Genomic DNA, 20,539 nt, shown 5'->3' with positions numbered 1-20,539 from the left:
TTCGCCCTCCCGTTCATCCCGGGCAAGCGGCTGGGCGAACCCGGTAATGCTATTTCGCATTACGGGCAGGAAGCAACTCCGCCGGGGGCATGGGATGAACTTGACGACAGGCGTTTGGCGGCCTCCAGGCAGTTCGTGACCATCGCCAGCAGGGCCGCCGGTTTGAACGGTTTCTGCAGACTGGAGACGGCGCCGAGCTTGGTCGCCATGGTCAGGAAGTCGGGGGCGGCGCCTTCTTCCGAAGATATCGGCCGTCCCGAGATCACGACGATCGGTATCAGTGGCCGCAGCTGGTGAACCAGCCGCATGGTCTCGAACCCGTCCATTCCCGGCATGAAGATGTCGAGAAACAGCAGATCGAAATCTTCCTTTTCGAACTGCGCAAGCCCTTTACGGCCGTCACCGGCGGTGACCACGCTATGGCCTGCGCGCTCGAGCAATAGGCGGACCGTGGCCTGAACCGCGGTATCGTCGTCGACTATCAATATTCTTGCCAAAAGAAGGTTCTCCGGGCGCCCGCTGGAATCAGGTCAACGGCAGGTTGCGATTTTCGCTGAAACCTTGTTCTCCTGCAACGGTTTCCCGGCTGCAGATGTTCCTGCCAAAACCGCATATCCGCCTGTTGTCGGGTAGACAGCCAGCAATTTGCTGCCGCAACGGAGCCGGTTCGTCCTGATGGCGCGGATTAATCTGCGGCGTTCAGTCGCTCAGATATTCCGGATACCGCGCCCGGATCTGGGCGAGTTCACTGAGCGTTCCCGACAGATGGGTGCGCAGATGCTTCTGTGCCCCGTCTGGATCGCCGGCGTCGATCGCCTTGGCGATCAGCCTGTGGTGCCGCACGATGTCCTGCGCCTTGCCGGGGGAGGGCAGATGCAGCCGGCGCAGCCGGTCGATATGGCCGCTGCGGCTGCGCACCAGCGTCCAGATGTCCTGCTTGTCGGCCGCCGTATAGAGCTGGGCGTGGAATTCATTGTCGGCGGCCATGAATTTCTCGAACTCGCCGGCCTTGGCGAATTGCTGTTGGCGCACGATTGTTCCATTCAGCTCGGCGACGAAGGCTTCGTCATGGCGGATCGCCAACCCGCGCACGATCTCCAGCTCGACCGCCTGCCGCAGGAAATGCGCCTGCTGGGCCAATCGCACATCGACCCGGCTGACCACGGTCGCATATTGCGGGAACACGTCGACCAGGCCTTCCTCTTCGAGCCGCATCAGGGCGTCCCGGATTGGCGTCGAACTGATTCCGAACTGCCCGGCCAAAGCGGCCCGCGACAGCGGCGATCCCGGCGGCAGCTCCAGCGAAATGATCATGCCGCGCAGGCGCTCGAATACCTGGGGCGCAGCCTGCCGGTCGCGATCGAGCCGCTCGGGGGAACGCGGTGCGGCGCGGCGGGCGGCGATTGGCGTTGGACCCATCGGAACAACGGTCCTTTCAGAAGGTGCTTGCCTCAAATACACTAATATATTAGTGCATCTCCAAGAAACCTGTCAACTGGGCGTCAATGCGTAGAGATCGCCGGAGGAAACCACCGATGAAGACCATGATGTGGCGCGCCGCTGCAGGCGCAATCGCGACACTCGGAATGGCGCTGTCGGGCGCGCCCGCGCTGGCGCAACAGAAGAGCGAGATCGCGCTGTCGCGGCAGCCCGGCATTTTCTATATGCCCTCGCACATCATGGAAAAGCACAAGCTGATCGAGAAGCACGCTGCGGCACTGGGCCTTGCGAGCATCACCACCAAGTGGCTCAGCTTCAACAGCGGCGGCGCCCAGACCGACGCGCTGCTTGCGGGGGGCGTCGACATCCTCAACACCGGCACCGGCAATCTGCTGCTGCTGTGGGATCGCACCCGCGGCGGCGTCAAGGGCATCGTTGCGACGTCAGCACAGCCGATGACGCTGATCAGCCGCGACGCCAACATCAAGTCGCTGAAAGATATCGGCCCCAACGACAAGATTGCGGTGCCGACCGTGAAAGTCTCGACCCAGGCGATCGTGCTGCAGATCGCGGCCGCCGAATTGTTCGGCGCCGACCAATGGTCGAAGCTCGATCCCAACACCGTGCAGCTCGGCCATCCCGATGCCTATGTCGCGATGACCAACGCCCAGCACGAGGTGCGCAACCATTTTGCGATCCCGCCCTTTACGTTCCTCGAACTGAAGAACGTGCCCGGCGCTCATGTCGTGCTGTCCTCGCCCGACGTGATGGGCGGGCCGCTGAGCCAGGCGCAGTTCTTCACGACAACCAAATTCGCCGACGCCAATCCGAAGATCGTCCAGGCGGTGCGCGATGCCACCAAGGAAGCGCAGGATCTGATCCGCAGCGACACCAAGGCGGCGGTGGATATCTACAAGGAAGTCACCGGCGACAAGACCAGCGTCGAGGATCTGCTGGCCTGGCTCAAGGAGCCCGGCATGATGGAGTGGAACCTGCAGCCGCAGGGCACCATGAAATTCGCCAACCATCTGTTCAAGGTCGGCACGTTGAAGACCCAGCCCAAGGCATGGACGGATTACTACCTGCCGATGTCGCATGACCTGAAGGGCAACTGACGCGATGACGGCGCTTCTCGACGTCAGCGACGTAACGCTGCGCTACAAGACTTCGAGCGCGGTGGTGACCGCGACCGAACGGGTCAGTTTCACGGTCGATCGTTCCGATCGCTTCGTGCTGCTCGGCCCATCCGGTTGCGGCAAGTCGACCTTGCTGAAGGCGGTCGGTGGCTACATGACGCCGAGCGAAGGCAAGATGCGGATCTCGGGCCGCGAGATCACGGAGCCCGGCGCCGACCGCATGATGATCTTCCAGGAGTTCGACCAGCTGCTGCCCTGGAAGACCGTGCTGGAAAACGTCATGTTCCCGCTTCTGATGACGCGGCGGTTGCCGCGCAAGGAGGCCGAGCTTCGCGCCCGTGCCTACATCGAGAAGGTCAGCCTCACCCGCGTCGTCGATTCCTATCCGCATACGCTGTCGGGCGGCATGAAGCAGCGCGTTGCGATCGCGCGCGGCATGGCGATGGAGCCGGATATCCTCTTGATGGACGAGCCTTTCGCCGCGCTCGATGCGCTGACGCGGCGCACCTGCCAGGACGAATTGCTGCAGCTCTGGGCCGAAACCAAATTCACCGTGCTGTTCGTCACCCATTCGATCGCGGAAGCGATCAAGATCGGCAACCGCATCCTGCTGCTGTCGCCGCATCCCGGACGGGTCAAGGCCGAGATCGTCGATGTCGACCAAGTCTCAAGCGAAGACGGCAGCGCCGCCCGGCTCGAAAAGCAGATTCACGATCTGCTGTTCTCGAACGCCGAAACAGAAACCGCAGCGGCACACTAGGGAAGCGCGCGATGGGTGAAGCAAGAATTCTGCTGCGCGATACCGCCGCAGTCGCCGCGTCAGTGGAGGTGGAGCGTAAGCTCTCCGTCCTCGAACTGCTGTGGAACGACGGCTTCGTCCGCAAGGGCGTGATCATCCTGTTCCTCGCGGTGGTGTGGGAAGCCTACGGCACCTACCTCGACAATCCGCTGCTGTTCCCGACCTTTCACGACACCATCATGACGATGTGGGAAAAAGTGCGCGACGGCACGATCCCGATGCGCGCCTGGGCGTCTCTGAAAGTCCTGTTCATGGGCTATGCGGCCGGCATCGCGCTCGCCGCGATCTTCACCATCCTGGCGATCTCCACCCGTATCGGTACGGATTTCCTCGAAACCGTGACCGCGATGTTCAACCCGCTGCCGGCGATCGCGCTGCTGCCGCTGGCGCTGATCTGGTTCGGGCTCGGCAATGGCAGCCTCGTCTTCGTGCTGATCCATTCGGTGCTGTGGCCGGTGGCGCTCAACACCCATTCCGGCTTCAAGAGCGTGTCGAACACGCTGCGGATGGTCGGCCGCAATTACGGCCTGCGCGGCCTGCCTTATGTGGCGCGGATCCTGATTCCGGCGGCGTTCGGCTCGATCCTGACCGGCCTGAAGATCGGCTGGGCGTTCGCCTGGCGCACGCTGATTGCCGCCGAACTGGTGTTCGGCGTCTCATCCGGCCAAGGCGGGCTCGGCTGGTTCATCTTCGAAAACCGCAACCTGCTTGACATACCTGCTGTCTTCGCCGGCCTGTTGACGGTGATCATCATTGGCTTGATCGTGGAGAACCTGATCTTCCGCACCATCGAGCGCAACACCGTCCAGAAATGGGGTACTCAATCATGAGCAGCAAAAACAAGACCCCCGACCAGCTTCGCAGCGCGCGCTGGTTCGCGCCCGACGATCTCCGCGCCTTCGGCCATCGCTCCCGCGCGATGCAGATGGGCTACGCGCCGGAGGAATGGAAGGGACGCCCCGTCATTGCGATCCTCAACACGTGGTCGGACGCGCAGCCCTGCCACATGCACTTCAAGTCCCGCGTCGACGACGTCAAGCGTGGCATCCTGATGGCGGGCGGTTTTCCGATGGAGCTGCCGGCGCTGTCGCTGTCGGAATCGTTCCTGAAGCCGACCACGATGCTCTATCGCAACATGCTGGCGATGGATGCCGAGGAGTTATTGCGCGGCCATCCCGTCGACGGCGTCGTGTTGATGGGCGGCTGCGACAAGACCACGCCGGGCTTGCTGCTAGGCGCCACCAGCATGGGCCTGCCGACGATCTATCTTCCGGCCGGACCGATGCTGCGCGGCAACTGGAAGGGCAAGACGCTGGGCTCCGGCTCGGACGCCTGGAAATTCTGGGACGAGCGGCGCGCCGGTAAAATCTCCGACAAGGATTGGGTCGATGTCGAGGCCGGCATCGCCCGCAGCTACGGCACCTGCATGACCATGGGCACCGCCTCGACCATGACCGCAATCGCCGAGTCGATCGGCATGACCTTGCCCGGCGCATCCTCGATCCCGGCCGCCGACGCCGGCCATATCCGCATGGCCTCGGAATGCGGCCGCCGTATCGTCGAGATGGTGTGGGAGGATTTGACGCCGAACAAGATCCAGACCCGAAAGGCCTTCGAGAACGCGATCACGGTGGCGATGGCGATGGGCTGCTCGACCAACGCGATCATCCATCTGATCGCGCAGGCCCGCCGCGCCGGTCAGGACATCGGGCTCGACGATTTCGAGGTCGCCAGCCGCAAGGTGCCGGTCATCGCCAATGTGCGTCCGAGCGGCGACAAATACCTGATGGAGGATTTCTTCTATGCCGGCGGTTTGCCGGGCCTGATGAGCCGCATCAGGGAGCATCTGCACCTCGATGTCATGACCGTAACCGGCCAGACCCTCGGCGAGAACATCGCCCGCGCCGAAGTCTATAATGACGATGTCATTCGCACCGTGAACGATCCGATCTATGCCGAGGGCGCGCTCGCGGTGCTGAAGGGCAACCTTGCGCCCGATGGCTGCGTGATCAAACCCTCCGCCTGCGAGCCGCGCTTCCTCAAGCACACCGGGCCGGCGCTGGTGTTCGACGATTACCCCTCGATGAAGAAGGCGATCGACGATCCCGATCTCGATGTCACCGCCGACCACGTGCTGATCCTGCGCAATGCCGGGCCGCAGGGTGGTCCGGGCATGCCGGAATGGGGCATGCTGCCGATCCCGACCAAGCTCGTAAAGCAGGGCGTGCGCGACATGGTGCGGCTGTCGGATGCGCGCATGAGCGGCACCAGCTACGGCGCCTGCATCCTGCATGTGTCGCCGGAATCCTATATCGGCGGCCCGCTGGCGCTGGTGAAGAATGGCGATCGCATCACGCTCGATGTCAACGCCCGCACCATCAACCTCGATGTGCCCCAGGCGGAGCTTGCAAAGCGCCGCGCGGAATGGAAGGCGCCGGAGCGCCGGTTCGAGCGCGGCTATGGCTGGATGTTTACCAGGCACATCAAGCAGGCCAATGAAGGTTGCGATTTCGATTTTCTGGAGACCGGCTTTGGCAAGCCGGTGGGAGAGCCGTCGATTTACTGACGCTGTCGTTCCGGGGCGCGCGCAGCGCGAACCCGGAACCTCGAGATTCCGGGTTCGATGCTACGCATCGCCCCGGAATGACAAGAGAGACCATTACCAAACAAAAAACATCCCAGGGAGGACCACCCATGAGCATCACACGACGCAACATCCTCGCCGCAGCCGGCGCCACCGCGGTCACCACGCTTCTCTCACGTGCCGCAGGTGCGCAATCATTCCCGTTCACGATGAACCAACGCTATCCCGATCCGTCGGTGCAAATCCTCGATCCAGGCTTTGCAAAATACCGGATCTATTCGTCTACGATCGAACAGGTCGCTACCGGGATGCGTTGGGCCGAAGGCCCGGCCTATTTCCCAGAGGGCGGCTATCTCCTGTACTCCGACATCCCGAACAACCGGATCATGAAGTTCGACGAGAAGACCAACCAGACCAGCGTCTTCCGTGCTAACGCCAACTATGCCAACGGCAACACGCGCGATCGCCAGGGCCGTCTGGTCACCTGCGAGCATTCGGTGACCCGCCGCGTCACCCGCACCGAGAAGGACGGCAAGATCACGGTGCTGGCGGACAAGTTCGAAGGCAAGCGGCTGAACGCGCCGAACGACGTCGTGGTGAAGTCCGACGACAGCATCTGGTTCACCGATCCCTTGTTCGGCATCAATGGCGAGTGGGAGGGCAAGAAGGAAAAGCCCGAACAGGCCACCACCAACGTCTACCGCATCGCCAAGGACGGCAAGATATCGGCCGTCATCACCGACATCGTCAATCCCAACGGCCTGGCGTTCTCGCCCGACGAAAGGAAGCTTTATGTCGTCGAGTGGAAGGGAAGCCCCAACCGCAGCATCTGGGCCTACGACGTCAAGGACGATGGCACGCTCGGCAGTCGCAATAAGCTGATCGACGCCGCCGACCAGGGCGCGCTCGATGGCTTCCGGGTTGATCGCGACGGCAATCTGTGGTGCGGCTGGGGCAGCAACGGCGCGCTGCAGCCGGATCCCGCTGACGTTGGCGGCCGCAAGGTGTATCAGCTGAAGGGCAAGTCGGAAGACCTCGACGGCGTGATGGTGTTCAACTCCGAAGGCAAGCCGCTGGCGTTCATCCGGCTGCCGGAGCGTTGCGCCAACCTCTGTTTCGGTGGACCGAAGAACAACCGCCTCTATATGACGAGCTGCCACTCCGTGTACGCGCTTTACGTGGAAGCGCATGGGGCGGTGTGATTGATTACCACCGTCATTCCGGGGCGCACGAAGTGCGAACCCGGAATCTCGAGATTCCGGGTCTGGTGCTAACGCACCATCCCGGAATGACGGAATAAACTGGGATAGAACAACATGACAAAACTGAGCGACGCCACCCGCAACAAACTCAAAACCGTCTCGACCGCCACCGTCGCCACCGCGCTGTTCAAGCGCGGTTTCCGTATTCAGATGATCCAGGATGTGCATCCGCTCGGGCCAAATCAGCCGGTGCTGGTCGGGGAAGCCTTCACGCTGCGCTACATGCCGGCGCGCGAGGACCTCAACAAGATCGAGGTGTTCCGCGACCGCGCCCACCCGCAGCGCAAGGCGATCGAGGATTGCCCGCCCGGCGCGGTACTTGTGATGGACAGCCGCAAGGACGCGCGCGCGGCTTCGGCCGGCGCGATCCTGGTGACGCGGCTGATGAAGCGCGGCGCGGCCGGCGTCATCACCGACGGTGGCTTTCGCGATTCGGCTGAAATCGCAGCCCTCGGCTTTCCCGCCTACCACCAGCGGCCGAGCGCGCCGACCAATCTGACGCTGCACCAGGCGATAGAGATCAACGTGCCGATCGGCTGCGGCGACGCGCCGGTGTTCCCCGGCGACGTCATTCTCGGCGACAGCGACGGTGTGATCGTGATTCCCGCGCATGTTGCCGACGAAATCGCCGACGAGGCGGTCGAGATGACCGCGTTCGAGGATTTTGTTACCGAGGAAGTGCGCAAGGGCCGTTCGATTCTCGGCCTCTATCCGGCAACCGACGAGCAGACGCCCAAGGATTTTGCGGCTTGGCGCAAGGCCAACGGGCGGTAATATGCCGCCGGCTGGCACCAACGCTTTTTTCTCCAACAGTGAGTCCACATCATGCTGATGTTCAACAATCTGATCGACGGCGAATGGCTGTCCGATGGCGCCCGCGCGCCCAACGTCAACCCATCCGATACCAAGGACATTGTCGGCCAGGCGGTGCGCGGCACGCGAGCGCAGGCCGAGGCCGCGATATCAGCTGCAAAAGCCGCATTCCCGGCCTGGTCGCGGTCGACACCGCAAGTGCGCTACGACATCCTGAAGAAGGCGTCGGACGAAATCCTCGCGCGCAAGGACGAACTGGGCCGGCTGCTGTCGCGCGAGGAAGGCAAGACGTTGCCGGAAGGGATTGGCGAAGTCGCGCGCGCCGGGCAGATCTTTGCGTTCTTTGCCGGCGAATGTCTGCGGATGGCCGGCGAGAAGCTCGCTTCCGTGCGCCCCGGCATCGATATCGAGATCACACGCGAAGCGCTCGGCGTTGTCGGCCTGATCACGCCGTGGAATTTCCCGATTGCTATACCGGCCTGGAAGATCGCGCCGGCGCTGGCCTATGGCAACACCGTGGTGATCAAGCCCGCCGACCTCGTGCCGGGCTCGTCGTGGGCGCTGGTCGATATCCTGCACCGCGCCGGCCTGCCCAAGGGCGTGCTCAACCTCGTGCTCGGGCGCGGCTCCGAAGTCGGTGCGGTCCTGCTGGAGCATCCTGATGTCGCGGCCATCAGTTTCACGGGGTCCGTTTCCACCGGTCAGAAAGTCGCGGCGGCCTGCATCGCCTCGCGGCCGATGAAGAAGTTTCAATTGGAGATGGGCGGCAAGAATCCGCTGGTCGTTCTTGACGACGCAGACCTGAAGGTCGCCGTGGAATGCGCCGCCAATAGCGCGTTCTTTTCCACCGGCCAGCGCTGCACCGCCGCTTCGCGCCTGATCGTCACATCAGGGATACACGACAAATTCGTCGAGGCCCTCACCGAGCGGATGCGTGGCCTGAAGATCGACGACGCCGTCAAGGCCGGCACCGATATCGGTCCCGTCGTCGATCAGAGCCAGCTCGATCAGGATCTCAAATATATCTCGATCGGCAAGGATGAGGGGGCAAAACTCGCATTCGGTGGCGAGCGCCTCAACCGCGATGCGCCCGGCTTCTATCTGCAGCCGGCGCTGTTCACCGACGTGAGCAACACCATGCGGATCGCGCGCGAGGAAATTTTTGGGCCGGTGGCCGCGGTCATCAGGGTCAAGGATTATGCCGAAGCGCTGGCGACCGCGAATGACACCGACTTCGGCCTGTCATCCGGCATCTGCACCACCAGCCTGAAATACGCCAGCGACTACAAGCGCAATTCCGAAGCCGGCATGGTGATGGTCAATCTGCCGATCGCCGGCGTCGATTACCACGTGCCGTTCGGCGGCCGAAAAGGCTCCAGCTTCGGCGCCCGCGAACAGGGCCGCTACGCGGCGGAGTTTTATACGACGGTGAAGACGGCGTACACGTTGCCGTAAGGAGTAATCGCCGTCATGCCCGGGCTTAGCCGTCCGAAGGACGGCGTCGCTCCGCTCGCCTATGCCCGGGCATCCACGTCTTATCGTGGTTGCGGCACCAAAGTCGTGGATGGCCGGGTCAAGCCCGGCCATGACGAGTTCAACGGGTGTGTCTAGCAGGAGCCTAACTCACACCTCCGCCTTGTCCGCCAATCCCACCGCCCATAGCGCAAACGCATAGGCGATCGCGACTTCATCCAGCCGGTTGAAGCGGCCCGACGCGCCGCCATGGCCGGCGCCCATATTGGTGCGGAGCAGCACCGGGCCGCCACCCTTCATGGTTGCGCGCAATCGCGCGATCCATTTCGCCGGCTCCCAATAGGTGACGCGCGGATCGGTCAAGCCGCCCATCGCGAGGATCAGCGGATAGTCCTTGGCTTCGATATTGTCGTAGGGCGAATAGGACAGGATGGTTTGAAAATCCCTTTCGCTCTCTATCGGGTTGCCCCATTCCGGCCATTCCGGCGGCGTCAGCGGCAGCGTGTCGTCGAGCATCGTATTCAGCACGTCGACGAACGGCACTTCCGCGACGATGCCGGCGAACAATTCGCCCGCGCGGTTGGCGACCGCTCCCATCAGCATGCCGCCGGCGCTGCCGCCATGGCCGACGATGCGCTTTGCGCTGGTGTATTTGGCCTCAATCAACGCGCGGCCTGCCGCCGCAAAATCGTCGAACGTATTGGTCTTCTTTTCGCGCTTGCCGTCGAGATACCAGCCCCAACCCTTGTCGGCGCCGCCCCGGATATGTGCGATGGCATAGACAAAACCGCGATCGACCAGCGACAGCCGGTTGGCCGCGAACGAGGCCGGCATCGCCATGCCGTAGGAGCCGTAGCCGTACAGCAGCAGCGGCGCGCTGCCGTCGCGCACGAGATCCTTGCGATGCAGGATCGAGACCGGCACCTTCGCCCCGTCATGCGCCGTCGCCATGATGCGCGTGGTGACGTAGTCGGCCGGGTTGTGGCCGGACGGAATCTCCTGCCGCTTGCGCAGCACTCGCGTTCGCGTCGCCATGTCGTAATCATAGACTTCCGACGGCGTCGTCATCGACGAATAGGAAAACCGCAAGTTCGTGGTTTCGAATTCATAGCCACCCATGGTGTCGAGCGAATAGGCCGCTTCATCGAAGGCGATGGCGTGTTCTTCACCGGATGCGAGGTCGCGGATGATGATCGCGGGCAGCGCGTTGGCGCGCTCCAGCCGCACCATATGGCCGGCGTAAAGCTCGACATCGAGCACATAGATGCCCTCGCGATGCGGGATCAGATCGCGCCAGTTCGCGCGCTCCGGTGAAGCCAGCGGCGCGCTCATCACCTTGAAGTCGATGGCGTCATCGGCGTTGGTGAGGATGAACAGCTCGTCGCCGCGGTCGGCGATCGAATACTGCACGCCTTCCTCGCGCGCCGCGACCAGCCGCGGCGGCGTCTCGGGATGCGCCAGATCGATCAGGCGCTGCTCGGACGTTTCATGGTCGCCGCCGGCGATCACGCAAAAGCGTCCGCTGGAACTCTCATGCAGATGGGTGAACCAGCCGGAATCCTGTTCCTCATAGATCAGCGTGTCGTCCGCCTGCTGGGTGCCTAAGCGATGCCGCCACACCTGCATCGGCCGGTGGTTGTCGTCGAGCTTGACGTAGAAGAAGCTTTGTCCGTCCGTGCTCCAGACCACGCCGCCATCGGTCTCCTCTACGAGGTCGTCAGAGTCCTTGCCGCTGGCCCAGTCGCGCACGCGGATCGAGAAATATTCCGAGCCCTTGGTGTCGGCGCTCCATGCCTGCTGCTTGTGGTCCGGCGAATGCCGCGCGCCGCCGAACTTGAAGTAGCTGTGGGATGCCGCCAGCGCGTCGCCGTCGAGCACGATCTCAACGTCGCCGCCGTCGCGCGGGGTGCGGCCGTACATCTCGTGCTGGCCGCCCTCGCGGAATTTTCGCAGGTAAGCGAACGGGCCATCCGGCGATGGCACGCTGGAATCGTCTTCCTTGATGCGCCCGCGCATCTCCGCGACCAGTTTCTTCTGCAGCGGCGAGGTGTGGCCGAGCAGGCTCTCGGTGTAGTCGTTTTCGCTTTCCAGATACTGCCTGATGTCGGCATCGAGGATCGATGGATCGCGCAGCACCTCCTGCCATTTGGCGTCCTTCAGCCACGCATAATCGTCCGTCACATTGATGCCATGGGTGGTAAAGGAATGCGGGCGGCGCGGCGCCACCGGCGCCTGCAGTGAACGGCCTTTGGTCGTCGATTGGGTCAAGCGATCCTCGTCTGGTTCCTGGAAGTTCGTTCGCATCCGTCCTTATATCGGGTCGAAAGCGCCAATTGCCAGACGGGATTGCTTTGGTCAGACGTTGTCGGCTAGCTATTCCGCAACCTTGCGGCGGCGTTGCCGCCCGGGATGCGGTTGACGGCTAGCACCACCGCGAAGGTGATGATCAGCATCGCGATGCCGAGCACCGCGATCGCAGCAAGATCGCCGCTTTCGTTGAGATCGTAGATCAGGACCGACAGCACCTTGGTCTGCGAGGTGAACAGCACGATCGCAGCCGACAATTCCCGCATCACGCCGATGAAAATAAAACACCAGGTCGCGATTACGCCGGTGCGCAGCAAAGGTGCGGTGATCTGGCGCAGCGATTGCAGCCGTGTCGCGCCGAGGATGCGGCTGGCGTCTTCGAGTTCGGGGTGGATGGTCGCGAACGCCGCCTGCAATTGCTGATAAGCCGACGGCAGGTTGATGGTGAGGAATGCGAGCAGCAGGATCCACAGCGTGCCGTACAGCACGAAGGGCGGCCGCGTGTAGCTCAGGAACAGGCCGACGCCGAGCACGATGCCGGGCACCGCGATCGGCGCGGTGGCGAGAAAGCCGAGGAAGCGATGGCCCGAGATCACGCGCCGCGTCGTGACATAGGCGATGACCAGCGCCAGTAACGTCCCGATGGTCGCGGTCGAGGCGCCGAGGATCACGGTGTTCTTGAGCGCGAGCTGGGTCGACGACAGTTCGGTGAACACGAACACGATGTTGTGCAGCGTCGCGGTCGCCGGTGTCACCAGGGTGGTCGCGTTCGGCGAGAATGCGGCGTTGAGCAGCGCCAGATAGGGCAGGAACACGGGGTTGAGCAGCACGATCAGGCAGAACGCCAGCGCCACCCAGCGCCAAGCCTTCATTTCGATCGGGCGCGGCGCGCCATATTTGCCGCCCACGACAGAATAGCCGCGGCGGCCGAGCAGGAATTTCTGGCCCTGCAGCAGCAGGATCGTCAGCAGCAACAGCGGCACCGCGGCCGCCGCGGCGAGTTCGGGCTTGGGCGGATACTGGAACAGGCTCCAGATCTTGGTGGTCATGGTGTGGAAACCAGCCGGCAACGCCAGGATCGCCGGCGATCCGAACAGCGTCATCGCCTGCAGGAAGGCGATCAAGGCGCCGGCGACCAGTGCGGGCAGCGCCAGGGGGATCGTGACGCGCCGCGCCGTGGTCCACGCCTTGCCGCCGAGGATGGCGGAAGCGTCCTCGAGTTCGCCCGGCATGTTGTCGAGCGCGTTGGCGACCAGCACGAACACGAACGGAAACGTGTAGCAGGAGATCACGAAGATAATGCCGGTCAGCGAATAGATGTTGAAGAGATGCGTGCCCGATTCGGCGCCAGTCAGGAACCGATAGAGCTGGTTCAATAGCCCGCTGTTGGGCGCGGCCAGCAGCTCCCAGGCCACCGCGCCGAGGAACGGCGGCGTCACGAACGAGGCGGTGACCAGTGCACGGATGGTCTGCCGTCCCGGCATGTCGGTGCGCGACACCAGCCAGCCGATCGGGGCGGCGATGATGCAGCAGATCGTCGCCGACGTAGTCGCGATGATCGCGGTGGTCAGCAAGGGATCCAGAAAATCCGGATCGGTGAACAGCTTGATGAAATTCTGCAGCGTCGGATTGCGCGCCTTGTCGGTGAAGGCATACACCGCCAGCCACGACATCGGCATCACGATCAGCACGATCATGACGGCCGCGAACAGCCACAGGATAGGTTTGGTCCAGTCGAGTTTGGCTTTGGCGGGAGCGGTGTCGGCGAGGGTCATTACAAAACTTTCTATCCGTCATTCCGGGGCGATGCGAAGCATCGAACCCGGAATCTCGAGATTCCGGGACTGGTCCTTCGGACCATCCCGGAATGACGATCGTGAGTGGGGCGGAGCAAACTCACACCCGAAACAACTTCGCATACTTCGTCTTGATCTCTTCCGTCATCGCCTCGACGCCAACGGCGTCTTCCTTCATCAGCTTGATGTCGGAAAGCTTGCGGCGTCCCGGCTTCGATTGCACCTGCGGATGAACCGAATATTGCGCGGTGTAGTCGACGAAGAATTGCTGGGTCTCGCGCGTATGCAGCCATGCCTGGAACAGTTTGGCCGCGTTCGGATGGGGTGCGGTCTTGAAGATTGCGGTCGGCCCCGAGATCGTCGGCGTGCCCTCGGTTGGATATAGCGGCTCGACCGGCTGGCCGGCCTCCTTCAGAAGCACGACGCCGTATTCATTGCCGTCGGCCATCACCGCACGTTCGCCGAGCGCGAGCTTCTTAGGTGGATCGGTCGAGGATTGCACCTGCATCACGCGCTGCTTCGATAGTTTTTCGAGATAGCCCCAACCCAGCTCACGCACCAGCTGGAAGGTCGCGGTCATAATGGTGCCGCTATAGGACGGATGAGCCTTGACCATCTTGCCCGCCCATTTCGGATCGAGCAGGTCCGCATAGCTCTTCGGCGCGTCCTCGGGCTTTACGAGGTTGGTGTTGTAGGCGATCGATGACAAGTAGATGCGCGAGGTCGCGGACATTCCGTCGGGATCGCGATAGGTTTCCGGAAAATGCCTGGCAACGTCTTCCGGCAGAAACGGCATCAGCCAGCCGTTTTTCTTCCAGGTGATGATGTGAGAGGCGTCCGACGTGTTGATGATGTCGGCGGCGCGGATGTTGCTGGCGAACTCCTGGTCGACCCGCGAGAACAGCCGCTCCGAGCCGGAGCGCTCGATCTGCACACTGATTCCCGGGTAAGCCGCCTCGAACGCCTTGCCGAGCTTTTCGCCGACCGGCAGATCCATCGAGGAATACAGCACGACCTTGCCTTCCTTCTTCGCCGCTTCGATCAGGCCCGCGTTGATCGCGACCGGTTCCGGCGCCTGGGCGCGAACCGGTGACGCGAACACGGTGCCGAGCGCGAGCGCAGCCGAGCCCTTGATGATGTCGCGGCGGTTTAAGATGTTTTTTGTCATCTCGATTTCTCTCTTCGTCATTGCGAGCGAAGCGAAGCAATCCATCTATCCGTTATGCCGCGCGATGGATTGCTTCGCTGCGCTCGCAATGACGCTCTAAACGCGAAAAATCTTCTGGTAGCGCGCCTTGATTTCCTCGCTCTGGGCCTCGGCGCCCGCGGCGTCTTCCTTCATCAGCTTGATGTCCGCGAGCGGCTTGCGGCCGGTATGTTCCTTCACCTGGGCGTGCAGCGACCGCAGGCCGCCGGCGTCGATGATGATCCGTTGTGCGTCCGGCGTGAAGCAATAGTTCTGGAACAGCTTTGCCGCATTGGGATTCGGCGCCGCCTTGAAGATGCCGTTGGGGCCGACGATGAACGGTGTGCCCTCGGTGGGATACACCACCTCGACCGGCTGGCCGGCTTCCTTGAGCAGGAAGATGTTGTACTCGGTGCCGTCGGCCATCACGCTGCGCTCGCCGAGCGACAGCTTCTTCGGCGGATCGGTCGCCGATTGCACCTGCATGATGTTCTGCTTCGCGAGCTGTTCGTAATACTCCCAGCCGATGTCGCGAACCATCTCGAAGGTCGCGGTCAGGATCGTGCCGCTATAGCCGGGATGCGCCTTGACGATCTTGCCCTTCCATTTGGGATCGAGCAGGTCCTTGAAACTCGCCGGCGCCTCTTCGGCCTTCACCAGTTTGGTGTTGTAGGCGATCGGGCTCAGCGTGGCGCGGAATCCGGCAAACGTGCCGTCGGGATCGCGATGCTCGGGCTTGTAATGCCTGGCGACGTCCTCCGGCACGTAAGGCAGCAGGATGCCCTGCCGCTTCCATGCCAGCAGATGCGCGGCATCGGACGAGTTCGCGATATCGACGGCGTGTACGTTGCTGGCATATTCCTGGCCGATGCGCTGGAACACGCGCTCGGCGCCGGTGCGTTCGACTCGCACCTCGATGCCGGCGAATTTCGCCTTGAACGCCGCCGCGATCTTTTCGGATACCGACAGATCGATCGAGGTGTACCAGACCACCTTGCCTTCTTTTTTCGCCGCCTCGATCAGCTGTGGCGTGATCGCTTCCGGCGGCGGCGCCTGCGCGCGGGCGGGCGAGGCGAACACGGTTCCGAATGCCAGCGCCGTCGAGGCCTTCAGCGAGCCCTGCAGCACCTCGCGCCTTGAGAGTTTTCGCTTCATTGCATCCTCCGCTTCTTGTTCTTTGTCGGCTGATGGCTCTTTATCGGCTGAGCGCCCGGCAGCGGTCGGGCGGCAGGGTGAGCCAGACTTCGGTTCCCTTGGCGACATTGTTCGCGGTCGGCGTGGTGACGCGCAGCGAGGTGCCGTCGGCCACCTCCACCATGTAGTCGCGCGCCACGCCGAGATAGACCTGCCGCGTAACCGTGGCCTTGATCGCATTTAGCGGCGCCGCCGGCGTCTGCGTCGAAAGCTGGATATCGTGCTGACGGATCGCGACCGGCGCGCTCTGGCCTGATGTGAGCGGCGCACCGACCACCTGCAGCGTCGCGCCCGCGAACGCGACATGATTGCCATCGCGCGCGGTGCCTTTGATCACGTTGCTGGCGCCGATGAAGCGCGCGACGAATTCGGATTCGGGACGCGCATAGATGTCCTCGGGCGTGCCGAGCTGGTCGATCCTGCCGCCGTTCATGACCGCGATCATGTCGGCCGTGGTCATCGCCTCCGATTGGTCATGGGTGACGTAGATCGTGGTGTAGCGATATTCGTCATGCAGCCGGCGGATCTCGAACCGCATCTCTTCGCGTAAGTTCGCGTCGAGATTCGACAAGGGCTCGTCGAGCAGCAGCGTTTCCGGCTCCACGATCAGCGCGCGCGCCAGCGCCACGCGCTGCTGCTGGCCGCCGGAGAGTTCGCCGGGGTAACGCTGCGCCAGCGCTTCGAGTTTCGTCGTCGCCAGGATCGCGGCGAGTTTCTTGGCGATGATGTCGCGATCCAGTTTGCGCAGGCGCAAGCCGTAGACGATGTTCTCGGTCACGGTCATATGCGGCCACAGCGCGTAGCTCTGGAAGATCATCGACATCTTGCGCTGTTCGGGCGGCAGCGTCCGCGCCTTCGACGACACCAGCCGGTCGCCGACATGGATCTCGCCGTCGGAGGGTTCTAAAAAGCCCGCGATCAGCCGCAGCGTCGTGGTCTTGCCGCAACCCGATGGTCCCAACAGGCAAACCAGCTGACCATGATCGATCCGCAGCGAGACGTTATCGACCACCGCGAGCGATCCAAATCGCTTGGTCAGGCCGCGCAATTCGACGGACGCCAATCGGAATCCTCCAACGTTTCTTGCACCGGAGTCTGCGCCCGGCTTTCTCTGGCATACAGTATAAGCACTAAATATGACGCGCGGGAAAGCCTTCGCGTCGGAAGTTAGTTGGATTGAATGAAGCGCATCGCCTCGAATCTCTCTCACATTGTGAGAGAGACGGCGTCGAGCGCGCAGAAACCGTGATTAGGCTGTCGCGCTCACGCTTTCGCCGAGCCATTCGATCGCGGCTTCGGTTCCGCCCTTGCCGTGCGGGATGTTGAGGGCGTTGAGTCCGACTTCGATGACGCCGAGCGTGCCCAGGATCATCGGCGCGTTGACGTGGCCCATATGCGCGATCCGGAATGCCTGGCCGGAGAGGTCGCCGATGCCGGTCCCAAGCACCACGCCGCATTTTTCCTTGCAATAGCGCTGCAGCGCGGCGGGGTCATGGCCGTTCACCGTCACCGTCGTCACGGTGTTGGAGCGCTCGTTTGCTTCCGCGATGTTGAAGCCGATGACCTGGCCCTCGGCCCAGACCGCGACCGCGCGGCGAACCGCTTCGGCGAGCAGCCTGTGGCGCAGGAAGGCATTTTCCAGGCCTTCGGCGTGGAGCATATCGATCGCCTTGCGCAGCGCGAACAAGAGATGCACCGGCGCGGTGCCGGCATATTTGCGGTAATGCTCGCTGCCTTCGCGCTCGGTCCAGTCCCAATAGGGCGTGCGCAGGTTTGCCTTCTTGTGCACCTCGCGAGCGCGATCGTTGGCGGCGACGAAGCCGAGGCCCGGGGGCGTCATCAGGCCCTTCTGCGAACCGGACATCGCGACATCGATGCCCCAGGCGTCCATCTCGAACGGTACGCAGCCGAGCGAGGCAACCGTGTCGACCATGAACAGCGCCGGATGACCCGACGCCTTGATCGCCTTGCCGATCGCTTCGACGTCGTTATGGGCGCCCGAAGCGGTATCGATCTGCACGGCGACGATGGCCTTGATCTTGTGCTCCTTGTCCAGCTTGAGGCGCGCCTCGACTTCGGCCGGACGGATCGCGCGGCGCCAGTCGCCTTTCAGCACCTCGACCTCAGCGCCCATCGCGGCCGCGGCATTGCCCCAGCCGATCGCGAAGCGGCCGCTTTCCAGCACCAGCACCTTGTCGCCCCGCGACAGTACGTTGGAGAGCGTCGCTTCCCACGCGCCATGGCCATTGGCGATGTAGATGTAGGAGTGGCCCTTGGTCGCGAACAGCTTGGAGAGATCGCCGAGCAGGCCGTGCGTCAGGTCCAGCATCTCTTTGGAATAGATATCGAGCGCCGGACGGTGCATCGCCTGAAGCACTTCGTCGGGCATGGTGGTGGGTCCGGGGATGGCCAGAAATTCCCGGCCCGCGCGAACGGTCATTTTTCTTATTCCTTATCGGCGGAACGCGGAATCAAGGCGCCCGAGGTTTCGTAGGACTGGAGCATGACAATAATCGATTGAAACCGTCATTGCGAGCGCAGCGAAGCAATCCAGAATCACAAATAGGGAATGGATTGCTCCGAGGAAGGCCTTGAGGAAGCCCTGCAACTCCGGGCAATGTCTGTACTCTATCTCGTCGTCCCGGCGAAGGCCGGGACCCATACGCCGCGGCTTCTCGATTTAGAACAGTCGGAGTTGATACCTTTCGCATAATCCCGGCCGGTGGTTATGGGTCCCGGCTCAAGGCCGGGACGACAGCCGTCAGCTTATTTTCCCATTGCCCCCGCGATCGCATGCCAGATCTGATCCTTCAGCTCGGTCGCCGGCGGGCTCGGGATCGTCACCGCGGGGCCGTCGCGCTTCCGGCACGCCTCGACCAGCCGCAGCACCCAGATCTCGCCGTCGGTATAATAGAGGTCGCCGCCGCCATTATAGCCCGCAATCGTCGGCCCGATCCCGGTCACCTGATATTTCGCGGTCACCATTCCGGCATTTGCGAGGTCGGCGCTGAGCCGCGCGCGCTCGGCGTCGAGATCGGCGCTGATGTGATGCGTCACCGCGCCGGTGTATCTGCTGACGCCGACGCCGCGATCTTGCGTCGCTGCGCCGAGCCACACCGGGCGTTTTTCCTCGCCCTGGTCCAGCACCTTCCAGTAGCGCACGTGGTTGCGGCGATCGGCGCTGGCGCCGATCGGCTTTTCGTAAGCCAGATCCTCGCGGCGTTCCTGATAATAGAGATTGCTGACCGGCGCGTCCTTGTAGGGGCGGTCGAGCAGCACGCTGCCTACGATCTCGATCGATGATTTCAGCGTGATCGGATCGGCCGGATACCATCCGGCCTGATGCATCGCGCAGACCACGTCACGCTGGTCGCCGATCAGGCCGACATTCATGGGATCGCCGGGAATGCCTTGCCCCGTGCGCGTCACCATCGGCAAATCGGCAAGGCCTTTCTGATGCTCGTAATGCGTCCACAGCCCGGGCAAGATCAGATAGGCGAGCAGGCCATAGCCGCAAAGGATGAACAGGGTGAGCGTAACCGCGCGGCGCAGCCCGCCGCGATGCTGTCGGTGTGGGAGATTACTGGGTCGGGTGCCGGGCACGCGTCGTGCACTCAGTTGCACTTCTCCCTCTCCCCGCACTTCGCGGGGAGAGGGTCGGGGTGAGGGGCTCTATCCGCGAGTTCAGTGACCATTGGAAACACCTGTACCCCCTCACCCGACGCTTCGCGTCGACCTCTCCCCGCAAGCGGGGCGAGGTCAGAAGCTAACGTTTGGTCTCGCGGCAGCCCGCGGCTTCGGCCTCTTCGACCGAGCAGAACCAGCGCGTGCCCTTGCTGATCTTCATCTCGATCTTCGCGTACCAGCGGCTGGTGGGCTGGTGGAAGATGCACTCGCCCGAGCGGTTGACGTTGCCCTTGATGGTGCAGTCGGGCGATGGCGCGACCGAGCCGGAGGCGGATGCCTGCAGGATGGTGCTGGCGTTCTCGGGCGGTTTGGCGGCGCCGAGAATGGCGGTCTTCTTGTTGCGGGCGCGCCAGTCCCACGGCGCGATGAAGGCGCCCTGCCACATGCCGGCCTTGGCCTCGCGAGCGGCCTTTTCATCCGCCTCATAGTCGTGGGAAATACGAGTGAACGCCAGCGCCCAGCCGTTGGCGACCATCCATTTCTGGACGTCCTCGCCGCCGACCTCGCATCGCGCCACAATGCGGCCGCGGCGATCGACGCTGCGGGTACGGCAGGTCCAGCTCTTGTTGCCGAAATGCTTGATCAGTTCGTCACGCGCCGCGACGCCGCAGGTCCAGCGTTCGCCCTTGTTGTTGAGGCAGAGCTGGTCCACCGCCGGCGCGTCGATGCCGCCGAGCCGAATGCGGGTATTGCCGATCTGGAGCTGGTCGCCTTGGCGGATTTTCGGGACGCCGGTGATGTCGGCGGCGTGCGCCATCGCCGGCAGCAACAACGTCAAGACGGCGCAAAGCCAGATCTTCGAATTCCAGATCTTCGAATTCCAGATCCTGGACTTCCAAATCTTAGACTTCATGGGCAATCC

17 protein-coding genes are annotated in these 20,539 nt (G+C 63.0%); 7 read left to right on the top strand and 10 right to left on the bottom strand.

Annotation, left to right across the window (positions count from 1 at the left end):
• Nucleotides 1–59: 59 nt before the first annotated feature.
• On the bottom strand, nt 60–497 hold the full coding sequence (locus tag JQ629_RS33075; RefSeq protein ID WP_212416176.1) for a response regulator: 438 nt from the start codon (nt 495–497) through the stop codon (nt 60–62).
• A 202-nt stretch (nt 498–699) separates the two neighbouring features.
• On the bottom strand, nt 700–1,419 hold the full coding sequence (locus JQ629_RS33070; RefSeq protein WP_212416175.1) for a GntR family transcriptional regulator: 720 nt from the start codon (nt 1,417–1,419) through the stop codon (nt 700–702).
• A gap of 128 nt (nt 1,420–1,547) precedes the next feature.
• Here JQ629_RS33070 and JQ629_RS33065 point away from each other — a divergent pair, with 128 nt between their 5' ends.
• The 7 genes from JQ629_RS33065 (at nt 1,548) to JQ629_RS33035 (ending at nt 9,489) form a co-directional block, all read left to right on the top strand.
• A complete protein-coding gene (locus tag JQ629_RS33065) occupies nt 1,548–2,555 on the top strand; it encodes an ABC transporter substrate-binding protein (RefSeq protein WP_502753595.1) in 1,008 nt (335 codons plus the stop codon).
• 4 nt (nt 2,556–2,559) lie between these two features.
• Nucleotides 2,560–3,336 carry an ABC transporter ATP-binding protein gene (locus JQ629_RS33060; protein ID WP_212416173.1) on the top strand — a complete coding sequence of 259 codons (777 nt, stop codon included), beginning with the start codon at nt 2,560–2,562 and terminating at the stop codon, nt 3,334–3,336.
• Nucleotides 3,337–3,347: 11 nt separating this feature from the next.
• Nucleotides 3,348–4,205 (top strand): ABC transporter permease, encoded by an 858-nt coding sequence (locus tag JQ629_RS33055; protein ID WP_212416172.1) that lies wholly within the window; start codon nt 3,348–3,350, stop codon nt 4,203–4,205.
• The gene (gene araD / locus JQ629_RS33050) at nt 4,202–5,941 is read left to right on the top strand and encodes an L-arabinonate dehydratase (protein ID WP_212416171.1); all 1,740 of its coding nucleotides are present in this window, start codon (nt 4,202–4,204) and stop codon (nt 5,939–5,941) included. Before JQ629_RS33055 ends, araD begins: the two co-directional genes overlap by 4 nt.
• 128 nt (nt 5,942–6,069) lie before the next feature.
• Nucleotides 6,070–7,161, top strand: a complete 1,092-nt coding sequence (locus JQ629_RS33045; RefSeq protein ID WP_212416170.1) for an SMP-30/gluconolactonase/LRE family protein — start codon at nt 6,070–6,072, stop codon at nt 7,159–7,161.
• A 114-nt stretch (nt 7,162–7,275) separates the two neighbouring features.
• The gene (locus JQ629_RS33040; protein ID WP_212269046.1) at nt 7,276–7,995 is read left to right on the top strand and encodes a ribonuclease activity regulator RraA; all 720 of its coding nucleotides are present in this window, start codon (nt 7,276–7,278) and stop codon (nt 7,993–7,995) included.
• A 51-nt stretch (nt 7,996–8,046) separates the two neighbouring features.
• On the top strand, nt 8,047–9,489 hold the full coding sequence (locus JQ629_RS33035) for an aldehyde dehydrogenase family protein (protein WP_212416169.1): 1,443 nt from the start codon (nt 8,047–8,049) through the stop codon (nt 9,487–9,489).
• Nucleotides 9,490–9,657: 168 nt separating this feature from the next.
• On the opposite strand, the gene JQ629_RS33030 is transcribed toward JQ629_RS33035, so the two are convergent.
• From JQ629_RS33030 to JQ629_RS32995, 8 genes are all read right to left on the bottom strand, one after another.
• Nucleotides 9,658–11,811, bottom strand: coding sequence for a S9 family peptidase (locus JQ629_RS33030; RefSeq protein WP_249135438.1), 2,154 nt, complete (start codon nt 11,809–11,811; stop codon nt 9,658–9,660).
• Nucleotides 11,812–11,876: 65 nt separating this feature from the next.
• Nucleotides 11,877–13,589, bottom strand: coding sequence for an ABC transporter permease (locus JQ629_RS33025; protein ID WP_212416168.1), 1,713 nt, complete (start codon nt 13,587–13,589; stop codon nt 11,877–11,879).
• Nucleotides 13,590–13,710: 121 nt separating this feature from the next.
• Complete coding sequence (locus JQ629_RS33020) at nt 13,711–14,778, bottom strand: substrate-binding domain-containing protein (protein ID WP_212416167.1); 1,068 nt, start codon at nt 14,776–14,778, stop codon at nt 13,711–13,713.
• 96 nt (nt 14,779–14,874) lie between these two features.
• Complete coding sequence (locus JQ629_RS33015; protein WP_212269040.1) at nt 14,875–15,951, bottom strand: ABC transporter substrate-binding protein; 1,077 nt, start codon at nt 15,949–15,951, stop codon at nt 14,875–14,877.
• A gap of 40 nt (nt 15,952–15,991) precedes the next feature.
• Nucleotides 15,992–17,053, bottom strand: coding sequence for an ABC transporter ATP-binding protein (locus JQ629_RS33010; RefSeq protein WP_212416166.1), 1,062 nt, complete (start codon nt 17,051–17,053; stop codon nt 15,992–15,994).
• Nucleotides 17,054–17,239: 186 nt separating this feature from the next.
• The gene (locus JQ629_RS33005; protein ID WP_212416165.1) at nt 17,240–18,430 is read right to left on the bottom strand and encodes a pyridoxal-phosphate-dependent aminotransferase family protein; all 1,191 of its coding nucleotides are present in this window, start codon (nt 18,428–18,430) and stop codon (nt 17,240–17,242) included.
• A 326-nt stretch (nt 18,431–18,756) separates the two neighbouring features.
• On the bottom strand, nt 18,757–19,542 hold the full coding sequence (locus JQ629_RS33000; RefSeq protein WP_212416182.1) for an LssY C-terminal domain-containing protein: 786 nt from the start codon (nt 19,540–19,542) through the stop codon (nt 18,757–18,759).
• A gap of 214 nt (nt 19,543–19,756) precedes the next feature.
• Nucleotides 19,757–20,434 carry a thermonuclease family protein gene (locus tag JQ629_RS32995; protein ID WP_249133659.1) on the bottom strand — a complete coding sequence of 226 codons (678 nt, stop codon included), beginning with the start codon at nt 20,432–20,434 and terminating at the stop codon, nt 19,757–19,759.
• Nucleotides 20,435–20,539: the final 105 nt, after the last annotated feature.

This window comes from Bradyrhizobium sp. AUGA SZCCT0222, assembly GCF_018130205.1.
Classification (GTDB): domain Bacteria; phylum Pseudomonadota; class Alphaproteobacteria; order Rhizobiales; family Xanthobacteraceae; genus Bradyrhizobium.
This window is presented reverse-complemented; position numbering and strand designations above follow the sequence as displayed.

What these genes read in the sequence shown, in the direction of transcription:
- JQ629_RS33070 (WP_212416175.1), bottom strand. Translation starts at nt 1,419, where the DNA reads ATGGGTCCAACGCCAATCGCCGCCCGCCGCGCCGCACCGCGTTCCCCC.
- JQ629_RS33065 (WP_502753595.1), top strand. Translation starts at nt 1,548, where the DNA reads ATGTGGCGCGCCGCTGCAGGCGCAATCGCGACACTCGGAATGGCGCTG.
- JQ629_RS33060 (WP_212416173.1), top strand. Translation starts at nt 2,560, where the DNA reads ATGACGGCGCTTCTCGACGTCAGCGACGTAACGCTGCGCTACAAGACT.
- JQ629_RS33055 (WP_212416172.1), top strand. Translation starts at nt 3,348, where the DNA reads ATGGGTGAAGCAAGAATTCTGCTGCGCGATACCGCCGCAGTCGCCGCG.
- araD (WP_212416171.1), top strand. Translation starts at nt 4,202, where the DNA reads ATGAGCAGCAAAAACAAGACCCCCGACCAGCTTCGCAGCGCGCGCTGG.
- JQ629_RS33045 (WP_212416170.1), top strand. Translation starts at nt 6,070, where the DNA reads ATGAGCATCACACGACGCAACATCCTCGCCGCAGCCGGCGCCACCGCG.
- JQ629_RS33040 (WP_212269046.1), top strand. Translation starts at nt 7,276, where the DNA reads ATGACAAAACTGAGCGACGCCACCCGCAACAAACTCAAAACCGTCTCG.
- JQ629_RS33035 (WP_212416169.1), top strand. Translation starts at nt 8,047, where the DNA reads ATGCTGATGTTCAACAATCTGATCGACGGCGAATGGCTGTCCGATGGC.
- JQ629_RS33030 (WP_249135438.1), bottom strand. Translation starts at nt 11,811, where the DNA reads ATGCGAACGAACTTCCAGGAACCAGACGAGGATCGCTTGACCCAATCG.
- JQ629_RS33025 (WP_212416168.1), bottom strand. Translation starts at nt 13,589, where the DNA reads ATGACCCTCGCCGACACCGCTCCCGCCAAAGCCAAACTCGACTGGACC.
- JQ629_RS33020 (WP_212416167.1), bottom strand. Translation starts at nt 14,778, where the DNA reads ATGACAAAAAACATCTTAAACCGCCGCGACATCATCAAGGGCTCGGCT.
- JQ629_RS33015 (WP_212269040.1), bottom strand. Translation starts at nt 15,951, where the DNA reads ATGAAGCGAAAACTCTCAAGGCGCGAGGTGCTGCAGGGCTCGCTGAAG.
- JQ629_RS33005 (WP_212416165.1), bottom strand. Translation starts at nt 18,430, where the DNA reads ATGACCGTTCGCGCGGGCCGGGAATTTCTGGCCATCCCCGGACCCACC.
- JQ629_RS32995 (WP_249133659.1), bottom strand. Translation starts at nt 20,434, where the DNA reads ATGGCGCACGCCGCCGACATCACCGGCGTCCCGAAAATCCGCCAAGGC.